The following is a 20006-nucleotide window of genomic DNA, read 5'->3' as shown; positions in this document are numbered from 1 at the left end:
AGACGTCATTCCTTTTTCAGTTATTTTTTAAATTAAGTGTCAGATTATTCTGACTAATTCTATAATAGTCAAAATAGGTCAAACTTTCAAGTAATTCGCTTATAAATCAGACTTAAGACGGAGAGCTGGTAGGCGAGTTCTTCCTGAAAAGTAACACAAAAAAAGAGGCTAAGACAAAATCTGTCTCTGAAGTGAACCCCCGATATTGGACCAAAATCCAATATCGGGGGTTTTTATATTGACCAAATATTCTAAAACATTAAAAATAAAAGTTGTTCAGGATTATCTAACGTCATCCTTAGGTTATGAATTAATAGCGAGAAAATATGGTATTAAGAGTAACTCACTAGTTGTCTCGTGGGTTCAACGTTATAAGGCCTTTGGCCCAAAAGGACTAGATGTCCTATCACCCGAAAAAACATTTGATGGCTCATTTAAGATGAATGTTTTAAAATGGATGAAAACGAATAAGGTTTCTTATCCGAAAACCGCACTTCATTTTAATATCTCAAACGTCGGGACCATCTGGCAATGGCAACATATTTGGGAGACTGAGGGTGCTGATGCCTTAGTTCCAAAGGACGGCAAACAATTATGTCAGCTGATAAACAATCAAAAAAACGGCAACAAACAGAGTTAGAACGTCTTAGAGAAGAAAATGAATTACTACAAATCGAGAATGAATACCTAAAAAAATTAAGAGCCTTAGTCCAGGAAGAAGAAAACAACAAGCGCAAGTCATCCAAGAGCTAAAGCTTAAACACAAACTAGTAAAAATTCTAAAAATAGTTGGTATGGCCAAAAGTACGTATGAATACATTATTAGTCATGAACCGAACGGTTCATCTGACCAATCTGTTAAACAAACCATCCAAATAATCAAGAAGAATCATCCAGCGTACGGTTATCGTCGTGTAACTGGTGAATTACATCGTATGAATATCTTAGTAAATCATAAAAAAGTACTTGTCTTAATGCGAGAACTGCAATTACTATCAACTGCGTTTAACAAACGTACTCGTAAATATAATTCATATAGAGGCAATGTTGGTACCGTTGCTAAGAACTTAATCAACCGTCGTTTCTTCACTGATCGTCCTTATCAAAAACTAGTAACAGACGTTACTGAAGTTCGCTGGGGAACCAAGACAATTGATGAACGCGCCTATTTCACATGTATTTATGATTTATTCTCAGGTGAAATTCTCAGCCATCAAGTTAGTAAACACCCTACTGTTGAATTTACTACAACTGTTTTGAATTGAGCAGTTAAGAAAATCCCTAAGAATTTAAAATACCGGACAACAGTCCACTCAGATCAAGGATTTCAATACCAGCATCAAGATTGGACTCATATCTTGAAAGAACATCGCATTTTTCAAAGTATGTCTCGCAAAGCAACATGTTTAGATAATGCAGCAATGGAGAGCTTTTTCCATATTATGAAAGCCGAAGCTTTCTACCAAAAAGAAACCGATACTTATGAAACACTAGTTTCACAAATATCGGTTTGGATTGATGATTATAATTTTTCAAGAATTAAAACAAAACTGGGTTGTAAAAGTCCGATTGAATATCGAATTTTTACAACCCAGAAAGCTGCTTAAAGTTTCGTCCAATATTTGGGGTTCACTTCACTCAACCTCTTTTTCTATGCATTATGATGATCACTTGTTTGTGTGATTTGATTAATTTTCGCGTGTAATTCATGGACTTCAGCTTCCTTATCCGCTAACGCTTTATCAAATGCTTTTTGATTCTTTATTTTTTCTGCTTCAACCGCTGCTTTAATTTGAGCAGCTTGATTGTCGCGTAATTCAGTGACTTCTTTGGTCATTTCCTTTTGTGCTTTCCGTTGGCTCAACGTGCTGCCAGTCGCTGCCAAGAAGGTAATGATGGCGCCAATCAATAATGACACCAAAATAACGATGATTAATGGCCATTTAACATGGGTGAATCCAAAGTTAATGGCGACTGGTTCAACGTTTAAAACAGCAAAAATTACGACAATTAATGCTAGGACCAATACTGTAATTAATCGACCTTGTTTTTTCATAAAACTGCCCCCCTACTTCTTATTCAATAAGTTACCGGCAACATAGTCTCCGATATGTGGTGCCAGTTGATAGAATTGTGCACCGATCGCCATCAACCATGGTGCATTAATTTCACGTTTTGCATGCCCGATTGTTTTCACAATCCGATAAGCTAGTTGATCAGGATCTAAAACAACCCAATCGACCGATTTCAAATAATTACCGGTCTTATCCGCAATATCAAAGAAAGCTGTATCAATCGGCCCAGGATTAACGGTAGTCACTTGAACCCCAAATGGTTTTAATTCTAAGCGTAGACCATTTGAATAGCCAACAACCGCGAACTTAGTTGCCGAATAGATGGCCGACTTAGGTGTTGCCATCTTGCCCGCCATTGAAGCAATGTTAATGATGTGGCCGCTACCTTGTTCAATCATCATCCGCCCAAAAGCGCGCGTCATGTACATTAAACCTAGCACATTAACCCGGAACATCTGCTCCACAACGGTCATGGATGTGTCGAATGCATTTTCAAAACTTCCAAAACCAGCAGCATTGACTAACACATCTGGAATCCCGACTTCAGTTTGCACCTGAGCCACAATGGTTTCAATCGCTGCTGGATCACTGACATCGAGGACATATGCATACGCCGGCTGTCCTGAAAGCCGGTGTGCTTCTTCGCGAACCGCCGCCAATTCAGCTTCTCGACGGGCCAAAACGACGATAATTGCCCCTTTACTAGCGGCTTCATAGGCAATCGCTCGTCCTAAACCAGACGAGCCGCCGGTAATCACCACAATTTTACGGTTTAAATCTCTCAATGCTGCTAATTTAGTCATCTGTTTACTCCTTTCGACCATGAAACGGAATGTCATAGATATCTAAGTCACTAACTACTTTTGTGTTTTTAAAAATATCGCGGGCATCATTTTGTAAATCACGCACTGCTTGCCCGAGGTACCGGGCAGAAATATGGGTCAATAATAACCGCTTCACATGCGCGGCTTTTGCGACCTTTGCTGCATTAATGTTAGTTGAATGGAAATATTGACGCGCAATCTTTTGTTCTTGCTTACCGAAGGTCCCTTCATGCACTAATACATCTGCATTAGCCGCTAAGCGTTCAATTGGTGGACATTGGCGGGTATCCCCAATAATGGTCACAATCCGTCCTTTTTGAGCATGTCCAATGTAATCTTTGCCATCAATTTGGCGCCCATCAGCGAGTGTAACCACTTCTCCCTTTTTAATCTTTGCGTATACAGGACCAGCCGGAACACCATCTGCATGCAGTTTCTCAACTTGCAGTTCCCCCGGATGGTCCTTTTCAATAATCCGAAAACCATAACTGGCAATCCGATGATCCAATTTAGCACATTCAACCCGGAAAGTCGCATCATCAATCAAAACACCTTCTTCAGGAAGAATGACAAAGTTCAATGGATACGTTAAATGACTTTCAGAGATTTTTAAACTCGTGCGCACGTATTCTTCAGTTCCCTTAGGGCCGTAAATCGTAAGTGGTTCGTCGCCACCTTGGAAAGATCGGCTTGATAAAAAGCCTGGTAACCCGAATAAATGATCCCCATGTAAATGTGTGAGAAAGATCTTTTTAACTTTGCGCGGTTTTAATGTCGTTTTTAAGATTTGATGTTGCGTTGCTTCACCGACGTCAAACAACCACACTTCATTTCGTTCATCCAATAATTTCAATGCGACACTTGTGACGTTTCGTTGTCGTGCTGGAACTCCAGCGCCTGTTCCTAAAAATTCTAATTCCATTTAGCTCTTCCAATCTGTCTTTAATTCAACGCTTTATTTTGCCGCGAGGGCTTTGGTAATAATGGCGGCATATTCATTGACCCCAGTTGGGTTCGGATGCACCTTATCTTGGTAGAACCAGTCACTGTGTTTGGCAGCCTGTGAATACCAATCAATCACCGTTAAGTTTGGATACTGTTTAGTTGCATTTTTAAGCGCCTGGTTAACATCATTTTGCCAAGGACGCGTTGGGACAAACGCGTTGAGCCAATAGACTTTTCGCTTAGTCCCAATGGCTGCCATAAATTGCGCCATCTGTTCTTGCGTAAAGGCGCCATTTGTTCCTAGACTGACCAGTACAGTATCGCTAAGGGCTTGTTTTTGATCATAATCTTTTATAATTTGAATACTTTGATAGAGTTGGCGCCCAACAGCCGCATCAACCAACATATTCGGGAATAACTTCTGTAAAGCTTGACTACCGTCGAGTAGGACGGAATCACCAATTGCAGTCACCGAGATATTCTGGGCCCGTTGAATCGTCACTTGACTCAAGCCATATTTTTCAAATTCTTGGTTGATTGGATGCTTTTGCGCAGCCGCCTCAGCCGCTTTTTCAGCTTTTGAAGTTGGACCATTTGCTTGTCCAGCTTTATTCTGGGCTTTTGCTTTTTTAATCAACGCATCTTTACGCTTTTGGTTAGCTTTTTGATTTTGCTTAATATTGACCGCTAATGCCGATTTATGCGTATCTGGCGCCGGTTGGAATGGCGCTTGAAACGCCCCGACTAACCCGATTAAAAAGACAATTGCGAGTCCAGTCACTCGACCAACCACCCGATTCCAATGTGGTTGGTGCATAAATTGCTTCAATTGGTGCCATAACTGCTTGTACGGATAGTGTGCTAGTGGCTGTTCAATAAACCGGTAGGATAATTCGGTCAATCCGAAAATAATCGCCACTTCAATCACTGGATATAAAACCGGGTGATCAGCGATATTTTTGAAGATTGTTTCAAAGAAAATCATCACCGGAAATTGATACAGATAAATCCCGTAACTCCGTTTACCTAACCAGTTAAAGACCGGATTCGTCAATAACCGATTCCAATCAGCGCCTGGATGAGCGACAACTGCCACTAAAACACAGACTAAAGCACTAAACAGAAATAGTCCCCCGCGATAGACAAGACTACTCTCGGCATTCAACTTAACCATTAACCAAACCAAACTGAGGACACTCACTAACCCGATGCCATCGAGGACGAGGCGTTGTTTAGGCACAATCTTTTGCTTAAGGGCTGTTGATGGCCAAACAAACGCCAGCGCTGCTCCTAGTAAAATTGAAAAGACCCGCGTATCCGTTCCATAATACAAACGACTAGGGTCAGCATTGGGTTGGTACAAAATGGCCATCCAGATTGCTGAAACAACACTGACTGCTAGTAATACTTGGGCAATTCGATTTTTATTCTTAAGACCAATAATCAAGGCCACAACGATAAAAGGCCAAATTAGATAGAACTGCCCTTCAATCGATAGTGTCCACAGATGGGTAAACGGCGACTCATTATTGGCAAACCGATCGAAATACGACTGACCATGTCCAATTTGCCACCAGTTATAAACGTATAAAATGTTCGTGATAATAATCTGATTAAGTTGATGTAACATTTCCCGCTGAAAAAGCGTGATGTACGCGCCCGTTGCAAACAGCATCGTTATCAGCCCAGGGTACAATCGTTTTACCCGGCGTAAGTAAAAACTTTTTAAATTAATCCATTGATTTTGTTCCCACTCTTGAACCAATAAATCGGTGATTAGATACCCCGAAACCACCATAAAGATCGGGACCCCTAAATAACCACCGGTAAAAGTATATGGCATCAGATGGTATAAAATAACACCAATCACGCCGATTGCGCGTAAACCATCAAAGCCAGTAATGTAACGACTATTCTTTAAACGCTTCTTGCCCGCCATTTTTTCAACCTACTCTACATTCTAATAACTGCTATTATAACAATATTTTAGTGATGTGCCTACATTAAGCCCTGTTATTTTATGCATCCCATAGAAAAAGGAAGCATTCAAAAATGAATGTCTTCCTTTCTTGACGTGCCTATTATTCGACAAATTCAAACGTAAAGTTATCAATTGCCACTAAATCACCATCATGTGCGCCACTTTCGCGTAAGGCTTCGTCAATCCCCATTGAACGTAATTGACGGGCAAAACGCATGACACCATCTTGATGATCCAAGTTACTCATCTTGAAGAGTTTTTCAACCTTGTCACCAGACACAATAAACGTGCCGTATTCATCTTGTTCAATGATGAAGGCTGGTGCTTCTGGTTGATATTGATAAAGTTTTTGCGTTTGAACTTCTTCGACGTCTCCCATTGGGAATTCAGTCGTTTCAGCTAATAAGTCAGCTGTCTTGTTCATCAATGGTTGCACCCCTTGATGCGTGATACTTGAAATTTCAAAAATCTCATGTGTATCGCCGGCAGCTGCTAATTTCTGTTTAAACTCGGCTAATAATTCAGAAGAACCTGGTAAATCCATCTTAGTCGCTACAATCACTTGTGGTCGTTCTAAGATTTTTGGATCATAGGTCTCTAATTCGTGATTAATTTGTTGGTAATCTTCAAATGGGTCGCGACCCGTTTGATCGTCCATTTCGATTAAATGCAAGACAACCCGTGTTCGTTCAACGTGCCGTAAGAATTGAATCCCTAAACCAACACCGTCTGAAGCCCCTTCGATTAACCCCGGTAAATCGGCTAAGACAAAGTCCCGACCGTCATCGAGTTGCACCATCCCTAAGTTAGGGACCAATGTTGTAAATTGGTAACTAGCAATCTTAGGTTTCGCACTTGTCACCACTGACAACAACGTTGATTTCCCAACAGATGGGAAACCAACCAACCCAACATCAGCAAGCACTTTTAATTCAAGTTGAATGCTGCGTTCTTCACCAGGTTCACCGTTTTCGGCAACTTCCGGCGCACTATTACGGGCATTTGCGAAATGCATATTCCCGCGACCACCACGACCGCCCTTAGCAATCACTAATTGTTGGCCATCTTCGGTTAAATCACCGAGTAATTCATTGGTTTCAGCATCGCGCACCGTTGTACCAGGTGGCACTTGAACAAATGTATCCTCGGCACCGCGGCCGTACATTTGTTTATTCTGACCATTACCACCACTATTGGCTTTAAAGTGATGACGGTAACGAAAGTCCATTAATGTTCGTAGACCTTCATCTACCACTAAAATGACACTTCCGCCCCGACCACCATCGCCACCGGCTGGTCCGCCAAGTGGCACAAACTTTTCACGGCGAAATGCAACTGCACCATCGCCGCCTTTACCAGCTTTCACATCAATTTTGACTTGATCTACAAACATATTTTGACTCCTTCTCATCGTTAAACAGTACCTTATATACTACCGAAAAAAAGATTAAAAGTAAACAGATAACTGGTTAAACACTGAATTGGCTCTATCATCGATAAAAAGCGCACTGAGTGAGTGACCTCAATCAGTACGCTTTTTATTCGTTAATTAATGGCTAGCTGGCACCAATTTAAATTGGCTCCATGGTTTCAAATAGTCTAATAGGAATAATTCTGTAGGCGTAATACGGCCAACCACATTCACGCGCCCGTCATTTGGCATGGCTTTGAGGGCAATTTGGGTTTCCCCTTTATACTGACCGTAACCGACGTTATCGATTAAAATATCACCGTGTTGGATGTCAACTGTATGGTGGGCTGGGAAAGGCAGGTCTTTAAAAATGACCCGTGTCATCGTTGACCGTAGAAGATATTCTGAACGATCGCCACGATAACTATGCAGACTTTCAAAGAGGACCTTGCGTTCATCAGCCGTAATGTCATCTGCGACGTCGATTGCGATTGCTGGGAATTCAGCGTTAAAGACGTCATGCATCGTCTTCAATTCTGCTTCCGAAGCATACGCATTACCGACAATAATGTCATCAATGTTATCCATTAAAACGTAATGTTTCATCTGCGTTGCCATCATTAAATCGCGATCAACTTCCATCGTGGGCAACCCATCTTGTGTTGGCCATGGTCCGAAAGTCGCTTCATGTGAATTGACAAACGCTGCTGTATTCAAATTGTATTTTGCAAATTGCGCCGTACATTGTTTGAAGAAGTCTTCACCTAATCCTGAGAACCGATGTGGATAGAAGTTATGACAGCCTAACAAGTTTTCCCGTTTGGGTGAATAACTCATAATGTTATCAACGTAACTTGTCCCTTGACTCATATTAATTTCAATTTTTAAATTAAACGGATTGCGCGTCATTTCCGCTTCTTCTTGGCCGGTAAAACCGTTGTCCAACCGAATTCCCCAAGCACCAAGTTCATGGAAAAAACTTAAATTATCATATGAAATACCGAGTTGCTTGAACAAACCCGGATTGATATCAATCATGACTTGCATTCCTAATTGGTTGGCATGGGCTACAACCCGTTTAAAGTTGCCTAACACGGCTTCTTGATCGCCAGACACTTCCAATAATGATGTAAAGACGCGTTGGAACCCATATTGATGCGCTAAATCTAAGTAAGCCGCATCCTTTTCAAAAGTTGATCGTTCTGGATAAATTGAAACGCCTAGTTTTCCCATGAATAGAACCTCCTAATAATTGGGCTATACCACTCTGTCATCTATTAGTCTAGCATACCTTAAGCACTTTTGAAAACTCTTACATTACTTTTAAACTGGTCTATTTCTGGCATTGTCCGCAGTTTGCTCACTAACGCACCAATCTTTTTTTCGGTCTATATCAGCGTTTTGATGGTTTTTGAACGTTTTTGAAATATTTCGATTGCTTTTGAATGGAAACGATGTCATAATGATGCTACGGAGGTTTTGTCATGTTAACAGAAGAACGTCACCAAGCGATATTACAACTTTTAAAGCAACAAGACGTCGTTAAGATGCAATCTTTGTGCCAGTTATTGAACGCTTCTGAATCAACTGTCCGTCGTGACTTGCAATTGCTCGAAGAACAAGGGCTTGCTACTCGAATTCACGGTGGTGCTAAGCGCATCAACACGTTACAAGAAGAACTTGGCCAGATTGAAAAAAACGGCAAGAACGTTCATGAAAAAAACGCGATTGCTAAGTTTGCCGCAGCACAAATCCAACAAGGCTGCGTCATTTACTTAGATGCCGGCACAACGACCCAGGCAATCATCCCCTACTTAAGACCTGAAATGAATTTGACGGTCGTCACCAATGGGGTTGATACCGCTTCTCTCTTAGCCGATCACCAAATTCAAACCTTTCTATTAGGTGGGCGTGTTAAGAGCAAAACCAAAGCGATGGTCGGTGCGGCTGCTTTAGAAACCCTTTTGCAATTCCAATTCAATCAGGCGATTCTTGGCACAAACGGTATCGATGTTGAAGCTGGGCTAACCACCCCTGATCCAGAAGAAGCCACTCTAAAGCGCTTTGCGATTCAACAAGCGAACCAAACGATGGTTTTGGCGGATCACACAAAATTCGACGCTGTTTCGTTCAGTAAGTTTGCCCCATTGGCACAAGTCCAATTGATTACTGATCAATTGTCACCATCTGTTTACAAACACTATCATTCACACACAGAAATCCAGGAGGTTTTATCTTGATTTATACGATTACGGCGAATCCATCAATCGATTACGTCATTCAACTTGAAAAACTAAATACCGGTAACGTGAACCGCGTCCAATCTGACGTTAAGCTCCCCGGTGGCAAAGGGATTAACGTTTCACGCATCCTTGCCGAATTAGCATTACCAAGCGTTGCCCTCGGCTTTGTCGGTGGCTTCACTGGTCAATTCATTCAAAGCAAACTCAACAACGCTTCGATCGACTGTCGATTCACTGAAGTCGAAGAAGACACCCGGATTAACGTGAAGTTAAAAGACAATACTGAAGAAACTGAAATTAACGGTCAAGGCCCACACATTTCAGCAGAAGCCGTTGCCAACTTGAAACAACAACTGGCTAAGCTAGAAGCTGGCGATATTGTCTTCATGTCTGGGAGTTTGCCACCTAATTTACCGGCTAGTTTCTACAAAGACTTAATCCCATTGATTCAAGCGCACAACGCTGAATTTGTAATTGATACAACCGGTCAAGCTTTGTTAGACACATTGGCTGAAAAACCATTGGTCATCAAACCCAACCATCACGAATTGGCCGAACTGTTCGACACACACTTTGCCAACCAAAGTGAAATCATCGCCGCTGGTCGCAAATTATTAGACCAAGGTGCCCAACATGTCTTGGTCTCAATGGCCGGTGACGGTGCCCTTTTAATCACACCAGACCACGCTTACCTCGGTGGTACACCTAAAGGGACAGTGATTAATTCCGTTGGGGCTGGTGATTCAATGATCGCCGGTTTTGTCGGCACATTCGCACAACATCACGATGCACTCGCCGCTTTTAAAACAAGTCTTGCTTGTGGTAGTGCCACCGCCTTTTCTGAAGATTTAGCCACTAGCGCTAAGATTAACGAACTCTTACCTCAAATTGAAATCACACAAGTTGATTAATTTTAAATACAAAGGAGATTTATTATGAACATCCAAGATTTACTCTTAAAAGATGCGATGATCATGGATTTACAAGCAACGACTAAAGAAGCCGCTGTTGATGAAATGGTTGCCCGCTATAAAGACATCGGTGTTATCACAGATGACGCCCTCTATCGTAAAGATATTTTGGCTCGTGAAGCCCAATCATCAACTGGAATTGGCGAAGGGATTGCAATGCCCCATGCAAAAGACAGTGCCGTTCAACGCGCAACTGTGCTATTCGCTAAAAGTCAAAACGGTGTTGAATATGACGCACTAGACGGCCAACCCGTTTACTTGTTCTTCATGATTGCCGCTCCAGAAGGCGCTAACGATACGCATTTACAAGCCTTGGCTGGTCTTTCATCCCTTTTAATCAACCCACAATTAGTCGCTGATTTGAAACAAGCCCAAACACCAGAAGACGTGCAAACGCTCTTTGCTAAGGCTCAAGCTGCTAAAGACGCAGAAGATGCGAAGGAAGAAGCTGAAGAAGCCGCTAAAGTACAAGCCGCAGCCGCAACGCCAGCTGATGATCAAAAACCATTCATCGTTGCTGTCACAGCCTGCCCAACTGGGATTGCCCACACTTACATGGCCGAAGCTGCCTTGAAAGAAACAGCTGCTAAAATGGGCATCGACATTAAAGTTGAAACAAACGGTTCTGAAGGCGTTAAACACCAATTAACCGCTGACGATATTAACCGCGCAACAGGGGTTATCATCGCTGCCGACAAGAAAGTCGATATGCCTCGTTTTGATGGTAAACATCTCTTGAACCGTCCCGTGATCGACGGCATCAAGAAACCAGCTGAATTGATTCAAAAAACATTGGATGAAGAAGGCTCAATCTATCACGCAACTGAAAGCCAATCAAGCGAAGAAGCTTCAGCTGACAAGAAAACCCTTTGGAGTCGCATCTACCAAGATTTAATGAATGGTGTTTCAAACATGTTACCATTCGTTGTCGGTGGTGGGATCTTGATGGCCATCTCATTCCTTTTGGAACAAACCGTTGGCGCACATTCAACCACTTTTATTTTCTTGAACTCATTAGGCAATAATGCCTTTAACTTCTTAATTCCGGTCCTTGCTGCTTACATCGCGATTTCAATCGGTGATCGGCCTGCCTTAATGCCCGGATTTGTCGGGGGCTACATGGCTAGCCAAGCAACAGCCAGTGTCCTTGCTTCAAAGAGTCCAGCCGGATTCCTTGGCGGTTTAGCTGCTGGGTTCATCGCTGGTTGGGTGATCGTTGGTTTGAAGAAAGTCTTCAAAAACTTGCCACAAACCCTTGATGGTTTAAAACCAATCTTAATATTCCCTGTATTAGGACTATTGATTGTTGGCTTTATTATGTACTTCATGATCAACCCAGTCTTTGCTCAAATTAACCTCTGGTTGAGTACCTTCTTAACACACTTAGGGGCTGGTAACGCATTACTACTTGGTGCGATTTTAGGTGGCATGATGTCCGTTGATATGGGCGGTCCTTTCAACAAGGCTGCTTATACCTTCGCAATCGGTGTCTTCACAACCACCAAAGATGGTTCATTGATGGCCGCTGTCATGGCTGGTGGGATGGTCCCACCATTGGCAATCGCGGTTGCTGCTACTATTTTCAAAAACAAATTTACCGGTAGTGAACGGAAACAAGCCTTCGCAAACTATGTATTAGGGATTTCATTCATTACTGAAGGTGCCATTCCATTTGCTGCATCAGATCCGTTACACGTGATTGTTTCAAGTGTTATCGGTTCAGCAATCGGTGGTGGTTTAACCCAATTATGGCAAATCACTGTCCCTGCACCACATGGTGGGATCTTCGTGGCACCACTTGCCAACCACGGCCTACTCTTTGTGCTTGCCGTGTTAATCGGAACATTTGTCAGTGCCCTAATCTTAGGCCTCTGGCGTCCAGTGGCAAAAGAAGCTTAATTTAAAAAGTCGTAGTCAAATGACTGCGACTTTTTATTTATCTTGAAAATCAGTATTGTGCTTTTGTTTCCATTCATTAATGTAATTCAAACGTTGTTTCATCCGCGTTTCATTGCCTTGTTCGGTCGGCCGGTAATAAATATGGTCGGCGATACTCTCTGGTCTAGTTGGCATCGTGGTCAATCTATCATCGTAGAAATGTGCGAGTTGATATCCTTTGCCGTAACCGACTTCCTTCATCAATTTCGTCGCCGCATTACGCAAGTGCAATGGCACGGGTTCATCAATCGTCTTTTTAATATCCTTTTGCACCGCTGTCCGCGCCTTATAAGTGGCGTTTGATTTCGGCGCAAGCGATAGATAAATCACGCACTGTGTTAAATGCACGTCGCATTCCGGTAAGCCAATCGCCTGACAAGCTTGAAAGACGTTCATTGCTAAATTCAATGCATTGTTATCGGCCAGACCAATGTCCTCACTCGCAAAACGAACGAGCCGCCGAGCAATATAAATCGGGTCTTCGCCACCGTCAATCATCCGCCCCAACCAATAAATCGCTGAGTCGACATCACTATTGCGCATCGACTTATGCAAAGCCGAAATAATATTATAGTGTTCCTCACCGTCTTTATCATAATAGGCGGTTTTTTTATTTAGCAGTTCCCCCAATAGATCGCCATCGACGGTCACTTGATGGTCTTGCACATCACTATTAATAACTAACATTTCTAAAATATTCAGCGCCGTCCGTGCATCCCCATTCGAAAAGATGACGACTTGCTTCAATAATTCATCACTGATATGAACCGTTAAATCCGGGAAGGCTTGGGGCGCCTTTAAAACCCGTTGTAGCAACTCAATAATGTCCGCTTCCGTCAATTGCTTTAGCACAAAAACGCGTGAACGCGACAGCAACGCTGAATTGATTTCAAACGACGGATTTTCGGTTGTCGCACCAATTAGGATAATGCTGCCTTTTTCAACATACGGTAAAAAAGCATCCTGTTGCGCCTTGTTAAACCGGTGAATTTCATCAATAAAGACAATCGTTCGCTCACCCAGTTGGCGGTTTTCTTCGGCTTCATTCATAATCTTCCGAATCTCTTTGATCCCATTCATCGCGGCACTAAACGTGATAAATTTCGAAGCCGTCTTGCGCGCGATAATCTCCGCCAACGTGGTCTTCCCAACGCCGGGTGGTCCCCAGAAAATCATCGAAGTCACTTGATCTTTATCAATCATTTCGCGTAAAAACTTGCCTGGTCCGACTAAATGCTTCTGACCGACAAAACTGTCTAAATCAGACGGTCGGACCCGATTAGCAAGCGGCGCATTCATCGCCATCTCTTGATCAAACAAAGAGGTTTGTCCCATTTTTTCACCCCACTTTAGTTGTTGTTAATTGAAACTTCTTAAAATGTGCCCGTAAATAACTTAAGGTTAAACTCTCCGCGTCTGAGGCAACAAGCTCAAATGGTGCACCCATCGCCATCACTTGGCCCCCTTGACTACCACCTTTAGGCCCCAAGTCGATCAGGTAATCGGCATTGGTCATCAAATCAAGGTCGTGGGTAATCATCATAATGGAGGCACCCTTGGATTTTAGCTGGTTGATGACGCCTACTAAGGTTTCAACATCGCGCGGATGCAAGCCAACAGAAGGTTCATCGAAGACGAATAAAGTGCCCGCCCGTTTTTTATTCAAATGCGTTGCGAGTTTTAAGCGCTGTGCTTCGCCACCCGAAAGACTCGGTGTACTTTCACCAAGGTGTAAATAAGCTAAGCCAATTTCTTTGAGAATCTTAAGTTCCTTTTGAATTGCTGGCACATCTGCAAAGACCGGGATTGCTTCTTCCACCGATAAAGCCAATAGATCAACGATGCTATAGCCTTGCCACTTGATGGCTTCAATATCTGGTTTGTAGCGGTTACCATGACATTCTGGACAGGTTTCTTCCATGTCTGGCAAATATTGAATATCCAAAATAATGCTGCCTAACCCACCACAGTTCGGACAGGCGCCTTCTTTATTGTTATACGAAAAGTGCGCGATCCCATAATGATGCACTTGTGATTCTGGTAAACCAGCAAATAATTTCCGCAGATTGTTCATGATACTCGTATAAGTCGCGAGTGTTGAGCGTGTATTCTTACCAACCGGCTTGGCATCAATGCTGACGACTGACGTTAAATCGGTCGTCAACTGGGTGACCTGCTCGGGTAATTGCTCATGTTGGTGGTGCGCTTCAATTGCTGGCACTAAACTATCTAGAATCAAACTCGTCTTCCCGGCGCCGGAAAACCCAGAAACCGCCGTAATTTGGTTATCTGGCACTTTGATTGTGACATCATGCAGATTAAAATATTGGCCAACCGTCATCGTTGTCTGCTCACCAGTCGTTGCGGCAGTGACTTTAGGATATAAGATGTTCGCTCGACCAGCGATATAGTGGCCAATCAGGGACTGTGGATTCTGGATCAAATCCGCGGGTTTCCCTTGGGCAATCACTTGTCCCCCTTTGCGCCCAGCTTCTGGCCCAATTTCAATCACCCAATCCGCTTTACTGATGATATTCACTTCATGATCAACTACCACTAACGAATTGCCTTGTGCCACTAGCTGCCGGAAAATATGAATTAGCCGTTCGACGTTGTCAGGATGCAGCCCAATCGATGGTTCATCTAAAACGTACAACACACCAGTTGTCGCTGTTCGCAACGTCCGCGCCAATTGAATCCGTTAGAGCTCGCCAGTTGACAATGTATTCCCATTGCGCGACAACGTTAAATAATCCAACCCTAATTCTAGTAACGGTTGCAGTGTTTCTAATAGGTTCTTAAATAAAATTGTCGCCATTTGCTACATTTCATCCGGTAAGTCGGCCTTAGTAGCACGCACCCAATCTTCTAATGCGCCTAACGTCAAATTAGAAACTGCTGCAATGTTTTGTCCGCCAACTGTTTGGGTCAGTAATGCCGGATTTAACCGGGTCCCATGACACGTTGGACAGGTTGAAAAATGGAAAAATGAATTGACTTTAGCCATTGCCCGATCACTTTTAACCGATTTTAGCGATTCATAAACAGCGTCATAAGCATTTTCATAGAGGGTATTCTCCGTACTAAACACACGGCCCGTTGAGGTATGGAAATCAACCGCATACTTCGCCCGTTTACCATGCAGGACAATTTCTTTTTCCTTGGCCGTCAAGTCCTTGTAAGGGACATCAATTCGGACCCCAATGTGGGCAGCAACGGTTGGCATGAAATTCCGGCCCGGCAATCGCCATGAGGCAATCGCTCCGTCTTCAATACTGAGATTTTCATCCGCGATGATTTTGCGATCATCTAACGTTTGAATCTGCCCCGTCCCATGACATTCTGGGCAGGCGCCAGCTGAATTAAAGGCAAAGTCTTCGGCCGATTTAGCCATAAACTGCACTTGGCAAGTAGGGCACGTAATAATCCCCATTTTATCGCCAGCTAAGTCCATCGCTTGGGCAATTTTTAGACTTGGTTGAATCACGTGCCCATTTGGACAACGTGTCGTCCCTAACCGTGAAAAAATCAATCTGACGACATTAAAAATCTCACTCATCGAACCAACAGTTGACCGTTCTGATGGCATACTTGGTCGTTGCCGAAGTGCAATCGCTGATGGAATATGCCGCACTTCTTGGACTTGTGAGCGTTTATTCTGCGTGATTCGGCGCCGCGTGTACGTCGACAACGCCTCTAAATAACGCCGTGAGCCTTCTGCATATAAAATCCCCATCGCAAGCGAACTTTTTCCTGAACCAGACGGTCCCGAAATCGCCACAAATTGGTTCAACGGAATATCGACGTTAATATTTTTCAAGTTATTGACGTTCCCGCCACGCACTTCAATCTACGTTGGTTGTTCAATTGTCATTATTGGTTCGCTCCCCTTTTGCTTGACGGTTAAAAACAGCCGCCTCTGCTTCTAAATTCGCTAAAATTCGTTCTAAATAGCCGTCAACAGCTGCCACTTCAGCATCCGAAAAGCCCTTGTAAAAAACGGCGCTCAATCGTTGACTAACGTCATCACCGACCTGTTGCTGATTAGCGCCTTGTTCAGTTAAGTCAAAGACCCGCTTGCGCTTATCAAGTGGCGATTGCTCACTCATCAATAATCCCTGTTCTTCTAAGCGCCGTAACATCAACGATAAACTACTATTGGCTAAGCCAGTCACTTGTGCCAATTCCGTAGCAGTTTGCGGATGATGATCCCACAATGCTGACAAAATTTTCCCCTGTTCAGCGTTATAGCACGCGCGTGGATCAGCCGTTAAATAACGATTAAAAAGTCGGGTATTTAATAAGCGAATCTTCAAAGTTAAATAACCACCCTTTTTGGTTTTCATCCCGTCCACTCCTAAATTGTTTTTATATCAGCATTAATTATATCTTACTATATAAAACTAATTTTAGCGAGTAAAAAACACCATGGTCAACCACGGTGTTTCTAAAGAAGCTGTTTCAATTGTTCTGCTTGGACACTGCGGACTTCTTCGACTACTACTAGCGCCTGCTTGTCAATCGTTGAGACCACCGGTACGAGCGTCGCGAGTTGTTTGGCCGTACAAATGACATACAGCATCGGCCGGTCATTTTGACTATAGTACCCTTGCGCTTTAATGATCGTGATGCCCTGGTGGAATTGCGTCGACAATGTTTGGGCAATCGTTGCATATTGATCCGAAATAATCGTCACCGCGCGTTTTGCCCCAAATTTAGCCAACAATTTATTCAAAACGACTGCTGATAAATACAATTCAATAATCGTTAAGAGCATATTTTGGAAGCCGATAATGAAGCCGGATGGAATGGCGACAATTAAATCAAAAAAAAGCATCGCAGAGCCGTTTTGGATCCCTAAATAGCGATTGGCAATCTTCGCTAAGATCGTACTACCAGCAATCGTCCCTTGGCAATGAATAATAATCGCCATTGCAATCCCCATCAAGACGCCACCAATTATCGTCGGAATGATCGTCTGTGTCGTATGGTAGCCGATAAAATGCGGGAGCCGCAAGAAGATAGAAATCCAGAGTACCGCCCAGACCGAATACCAGATGGTTTGCTTCTCTAAATACTTAAAGCCGACAATCACTAATAAACCGTTTAGAACCAAATTCGTAGCAGCTGGCGGAATTGCTAACGCATAGTAGCCAATCGCCGTTAAGCCAGTCACGCCACCTTCACCAATATGATGAGGAATCAGGAAATCATTAATCGCCACCGCATAAATCAAGGCGCCAATGATAATCCCGAGACCATTTTTAAAAAGTGCTTTTTTCTGCATCCCACTCACGTCCTCGTTCAAACTAACATAAGCGTACCATATTTAGGGTGGGAGATTAAAGAACAATTGATTAACTATTAATTTACAATACTCTATATTTTTCCTGTGCTAAGAAACCATTTACTTACTTTAGAACACTCTGCCAGTCATTACTTGAAGCCCATCCATTGTATATACTTCCACAATGTCCCTATCAACAATCAGCAATACATCATCAATATTTCCTGTAATTTGACGCCTTTCAATTTTTGATGTTGCCCATTGACGTCTTTCAAAATATAACCGGTCCTGATACTTTTTCAAGACAACATTTTGATAGATTTTTATTCGCGCGTTTTATAATCAAGTTAGCCAAATACTTTTAGCTAATTGATAAAATAAAAAACACCAAGACAAATCTCTGTTATCATTGATGTTCCTACACAAACAATGAAAGAGGTTATTGTCTTGATGCAAGAACAGAATACCACAGTCAGAAAAAAAGGTCAGCACCTAACTTCGTTTGAACGAGGCAGAATTGCTACGCTGCACAGCCAAGGCTATTCCAATCGTGCAATTGCCAGAGCGCTTAATGTTTGTCATCAAACAATCAATAATGAATTGTGCCGCGGCGAGATCGACCAAGTAAAAAAAGTGAATGGTCAACGCCAATATTACGCTGTATACTCACCAGAAACAGCACAAGCTAAGTACGAAGCTAATCGAGCCCACTGTCATCGACCTTTGAAACTCGTCGGTGTCGCTGATTTTATCGGATTGAAGTCAATATTTGAGACAGATTTTAAGAGACATTCAGAACCGCGTTTACCTTCCACAGCTCAAATAAATCATTAATCGCGATTAATAACTTATTTGAACCCTGGAAAGCATTAAATCAGGCGGCCATTTGGCTCGTAAGTGTTGCAATTTCAACTTGTAAGGGGGTCTGGTAGCCCAGTGAACTATGAATTCTCTTCCTATTGTAGAAAGCATGCACATATTCAAAAAGGACGGCAGCGGCAGTTTCATAATCTTCAAAGACCGGCACTGGATAAACACATTCCTTTTTGAGGGAAGCGTGAAAGGATTCCATTGGCGCATTATCATACGGATAACCCTTACGGCTGTATGAGTGGCGGATATGTAGCTCAGTTAAACGTTGATTGTAATCATCGCTGGTATACTGTGATCCTAAATCCGTATGGATAATCAGGTCCCCAGTAATGGTTCGATTTTTAACCGCGCTTTCAAGGGTCTTTAAGACTAAATCAGTATCCATCTTTTTTGAGAACGAATAGCCGATAATCCGTCGTGAGTGCAGGTCCATGATGGTTGATGGTAGATTGCAAATTTAATCCGAATTTTTGGACAAATTTGTCAGCATAACCTGATACGGTGTTTGCCAGTCGAGTATTTTAAGCGGTCGCTGGTTAATTTGGAGTAACGTCGTCGTTAAATCTTGAGCACTAATGTGCTCAAAACGAGTCCCTTTAGGATAAAAATAACGTAAATTCCGATTAAAGCGTTCATTACTACCACGTTCAGCTGGAGTATAAGCATGGCAGTAATAGGTCTTAATACCATATTGTGATTCAAGTGATACTAGCCCACTAAACTCAGTGCCACGGTCCACAGTAAAGCTGTGCACCGGACCATTAAAAGTGGTTAGGAACTTAGTTAGTGCTTCATTAACAGTCGCTGTCGTCCGATCTTTTAACCGGTATGCCCAAAGGAACCGTGATTTGCGATCGATTAAAGTTAATAAAACTGCCTTACTATGCCCACGAGGACCAACGACTGTATCTAGTTCAAAATCGCCGATGCGCTTACGTTGATTAATCATCATGGGACGCTGTTCAATTGATCGCCCCAAAGATTGATTATATTTGGATCGTTGGTCAACGTTACGCCGTTGGCGTACGCCATGTTCAGGTAGATCATTCAAGGAGAAGCCAATTCTCCCCTGATTTAGCCAATTATAAATAGATTTAGTAGCTAGTTTAAATTCGTGAGCAATCATTCCTGGTGACCAGCTTAGACGTAAATGGTTGAGAATTTTTTGCTTTAACTCATCGCTCAGCTTAGTTTTCCGACCACATCGTGATCGCTTGTATTCGGCATCTGTTTGTGCTAATTCAGCCTGATAAGGTTGACATCGAGATAATTCATAAGAAATTGTTGACGGTGATCGGTTCAGCCGAACGCCCATTTGGATATTGGACAGCCCTAGTTCACAAAAGGTTTCGATTTTAATTCGTTCGGAATAGGTTATACTAGACAAAAGATCAGCTCCTAAAAGATGGGTTTGTGGTAAACACCATTTTAAAGGAAGCTGATCTTTTTTGTCCGAAC

At 42.7% G+C, this 20006-nt stretch carries 15 protein-coding genes and 3 pseudogenes; 5 read left to right on the top strand and 13 right to left on the bottom strand.

The genetic code is table 11. The annotated features are described in order from the left end of the window. The first annotated feature begins 238 nt into the window (after positions 1 to 238). Positions 239 to 1607, top strand: a pseudogene (locus LCU_RS02035) (IS3 family transposase). 44 nt (positions 1608 to 1651) lie between these two features. Here the strand turns inward: LCU_RS02035 and LCU_RS02030 are convergent. The 6 genes from LCU_RS02030 to LCU_RS02005 form a co-directional block, all read right to left on the bottom strand. After that, positions 1652 to 2056, bottom strand: a complete 405-nt coding sequence (locus tag LCU_RS02030) for a LapA family protein (RefSeq protein ID WP_039099451.1) — start codon at positions 2054 to 2056, stop codon at positions 1652 to 1654. A gap of 12 nt (positions 2057 to 2068) precedes the next feature. After that, on the bottom strand, positions 2069 to 2878 hold the full coding sequence (locus tag LCU_RS02025; RefSeq protein ID WP_054644652.1) for an SDR family NAD(P)-dependent oxidoreductase: 810 nt from the start codon (positions 2876 to 2878) through the stop codon (positions 2069 to 2071). A gap of 4 nt (positions 2879 to 2882) precedes the next feature. Continuing rightward, positions 2883 to 3821 (bottom strand): ribonuclease Z, encoded by a 939-nt coding sequence (rnz, locus tag LCU_RS02020; protein ID WP_054644651.1) that lies wholly within the window; start codon positions 3819 to 3821, stop codon positions 2883 to 2885. Positions 3822 to 3854: 33 nt separating this feature from the next. Then, the gene (locus LCU_RS02015; protein ID WP_056966498.1) at positions 3855 to 5783 is read right to left on the bottom strand and encodes an acyltransferase family protein; all 1929 of its coding nucleotides are present in this window, start codon (positions 5781 to 5783) and stop codon (positions 3855 to 3857) included. A gap of 142 nt (positions 5784 to 5925) precedes the next feature. Continuing rightward, positions 5926 to 7218, bottom strand: a complete 1293-nt coding sequence (gene obgE, locus LCU_RS02010) for a GTPase ObgE (protein ID WP_054644650.1) — start codon at positions 7216 to 7218, stop codon at positions 5926 to 5928. A gap of 156 nt (positions 7219 to 7374) precedes the next feature. Further along, positions 7375 to 8469 (bottom strand): DUF871 domain-containing protein, encoded by a 1095-nt coding sequence (locus LCU_RS02005; RefSeq protein ID WP_056966500.1) that lies wholly within the window; start codon positions 8467 to 8469, stop codon positions 7375 to 7377. Positions 8470 to 8720: 251 nt separating this feature from the next. On the opposite strand from LCU_RS02005, the gene LCU_RS02000 reads away from it, so the two are divergent. Genes LCU_RS02000 through LCU_RS01990 form a run of 3 tightly spaced genes read left to right on the top strand, consistent with a single transcriptional unit; the run spans position 8721 to position 12349 of the window. Further along, a complete protein-coding gene (locus LCU_RS02000; protein WP_004270879.1) occupies positions 8721 to 9476 on the top strand; it encodes a DeoR/GlpR family DNA-binding transcription regulator in 756 nt (251 codons plus the stop codon). Further along, positions 9473 to 10390: a 1-phosphofructokinase gene (gene pfkB / locus LCU_RS01995; RefSeq protein WP_054644649.1), complete on the top strand. Its 918-nt coding sequence runs from the start codon at positions 9473 to 9475 to the stop codon at positions 10388 to 10390. Before LCU_RS02000 ends, pfkB begins: the two co-directional genes overlap by 4 nt. A gap of 24 nt (positions 10391 to 10414) precedes the next feature. Next, complete coding sequence (locus LCU_RS01990; protein ID WP_056966501.1) at positions 10415 to 12349, top strand: PTS fructose transporter subunit IIABC; 1935 nt, start codon at positions 10415 to 10417, stop codon at positions 12347 to 12349. 33 nt (positions 12350 to 12382) lie between these two features. Here LCU_RS01990 and LCU_RS01985 read toward each other — a convergent pair whose 3' ends face one another. From LCU_RS01985 to LCU_RS10200, 5 genes and pseudogenes are all read right to left on the bottom strand, one after another. Next, entirely contained in the window at positions 12383 to 13723 is a 1341-nt protein-coding gene (locus LCU_RS01985) for a replication-associated recombination protein A (RefSeq protein ID WP_056966503.1), read from the bottom strand. Positions 13724 to 13727: 4 nt separating this feature from the next. Further along, positions 13728 to 16238: pseudogene (locus LCU_RS01980) on the bottom strand (excinuclease ABC subunit UvrA). A 13-nt stretch (positions 16239 to 16251) separates the two neighbouring features. After that, positions 16252 to 16734, bottom strand: a complete 483-nt coding sequence (locus tag LCU_RS01975) for a MarR family winged helix-turn-helix transcriptional regulator (RefSeq protein WP_056966505.1) — start codon at positions 16732 to 16734, stop codon at positions 16252 to 16254. Between the two features lie 101 nt (positions 16735 to 16835). Next, the gene (locus LCU_RS01970) at positions 16836 to 17675 is read right to left on the bottom strand and encodes a YitT family protein (RefSeq protein ID WP_004270886.1); all 840 of its coding nucleotides are present in this window, start codon (positions 17673 to 17675) and stop codon (positions 16836 to 16838) included. Between the two features lie 129 nt (positions 17676 to 17804). Then, on the bottom strand, positions 17805 to 17882 hold the full coding sequence (locus tag LCU_RS10200; protein WP_336275717.1) for a GH32 C-terminal domain-containing protein: 78 nt from the start codon (positions 17880 to 17882) through the stop codon (positions 17805 to 17807). A gap of 222 nt (positions 17883 to 18104) precedes the next feature. Here LCU_RS10200 and LCU_RS10145 point away from each other — a divergent pair. Then, a pseudogene (locus LCU_RS10145) lies at positions 18105 to 18428 on the top strand (helix-turn-helix domain-containing protein); the annotation flags it as partial. Positions 18429 to 18549: 121 nt separating this feature from the next. Here the strand turns inward: LCU_RS10145 and LCU_RS01960 are convergent. Beyond that, complete coding sequence (locus LCU_RS01960) at positions 18550 to 18981, bottom strand: IS3 family transposase (protein ID WP_280525411.1); 432 nt, start codon at positions 18979 to 18981, stop codon at positions 18550 to 18552. A gap of 24 nt (positions 18982 to 19005) precedes the next feature. Beyond that, the gene (locus LCU_RS01955; RefSeq protein ID WP_003592463.1) at positions 19006 to 19935 is read right to left on the bottom strand and encodes an IS30-like element ISLpl1 family transposase; all 930 of its coding nucleotides are present in this window, start codon (positions 19933 to 19935) and stop codon (positions 19006 to 19008) included. Between the last annotated feature and the right edge of the window lie 71 nt (positions 19936 to 20006).

This window comes from Latilactobacillus curvatus JCM 1096 = DSM 20019, assembly GCF_004101845.1.
Taxonomy (GTDB): Bacteria; Bacillota; Bacilli; order Lactobacillales; family Lactobacillaceae; genus Latilactobacillus; species Latilactobacillus curvatus.
The sequence above is the reverse complement of the archived record's forward strand: the minus strand, read 5'-3'. Positions and strand labels throughout refer to the sequence as shown.

What these genes read in the sequence shown, in the direction of transcription:
- LCU_RS02030 (WP_039099451.1), bottom strand. Translation starts at nt 2,056, where the DNA reads ATGAAAAAACAAGGTCGATTAATTACAGTATTGGTCCTAGCATTAATT.
- LCU_RS02025 (WP_054644652.1), bottom strand. Translation starts at nt 2,878, where the DNA reads ATGACTAAATTAGCAGCATTGAGAGATTTAAACCGTAAAATTGTGGTG.
- rnz (WP_054644651.1), bottom strand. Translation starts at nt 3,821, where the DNA reads ATGGAATTAGAATTTTTAGGAACAGGCGCTGGAGTTCCAGCACGACAA.
- LCU_RS02015 (WP_056966498.1), bottom strand. Translation starts at nt 5,783, where the DNA reads ATGGCGGGCAAGAAGCGTTTAAAGAATAGTCGTTACATTACTGGCTTT.
- obgE (WP_054644650.1), bottom strand. Translation starts at nt 7,218, where the DNA reads ATGTTTGTAGATCAAGTCAAAATTGATGTGAAAGCTGGTAAAGGCGGC.
- LCU_RS02005 (WP_056966500.1), bottom strand. Translation starts at nt 8,469, where the DNA reads ATGGGAAAACTAGGCGTTTCAATTTATCCAGAACGATCAACTTTTGAA.
- LCU_RS02000 (WP_004270879.1), top strand. Translation starts at nt 8,721, where the DNA reads ATGTTAACAGAAGAACGTCACCAAGCGATATTACAACTTTTAAAGCAA.
- LCU_RS01990 (WP_056966501.1), top strand. Translation starts at nt 10,415, where the DNA reads ATGAACATCCAAGATTTACTCTTAAAAGATGCGATGATCATGGATTTA.
- LCU_RS01985 (WP_056966503.1), bottom strand. Translation starts at nt 13,723, where the DNA reads ATGGGACAAACCTCTTTGTTTGATCAAGAGATGGCGATGAATGCGCCG.
- LCU_RS01975 (WP_056966505.1), bottom strand. Translation starts at nt 16,734, where the DNA reads ATGAAAACCAAAAAGGGTGGTTATTTAACTTTGAAGATTCGCTTATTA.
- LCU_RS01970 (WP_004270886.1), bottom strand. Translation starts at nt 17,675, where the DNA reads ATGCAGAAAAAAGCACTTTTTAAAAATGGTCTCGGGATTATCATTGGC.
- LCU_RS01960 (WP_280525411.1), bottom strand. Translation starts at nt 18,981, where the DNA reads ATGGACCTGCACTCACGACGGATTATCGGCTATTCGTTCTCAAAAAAG.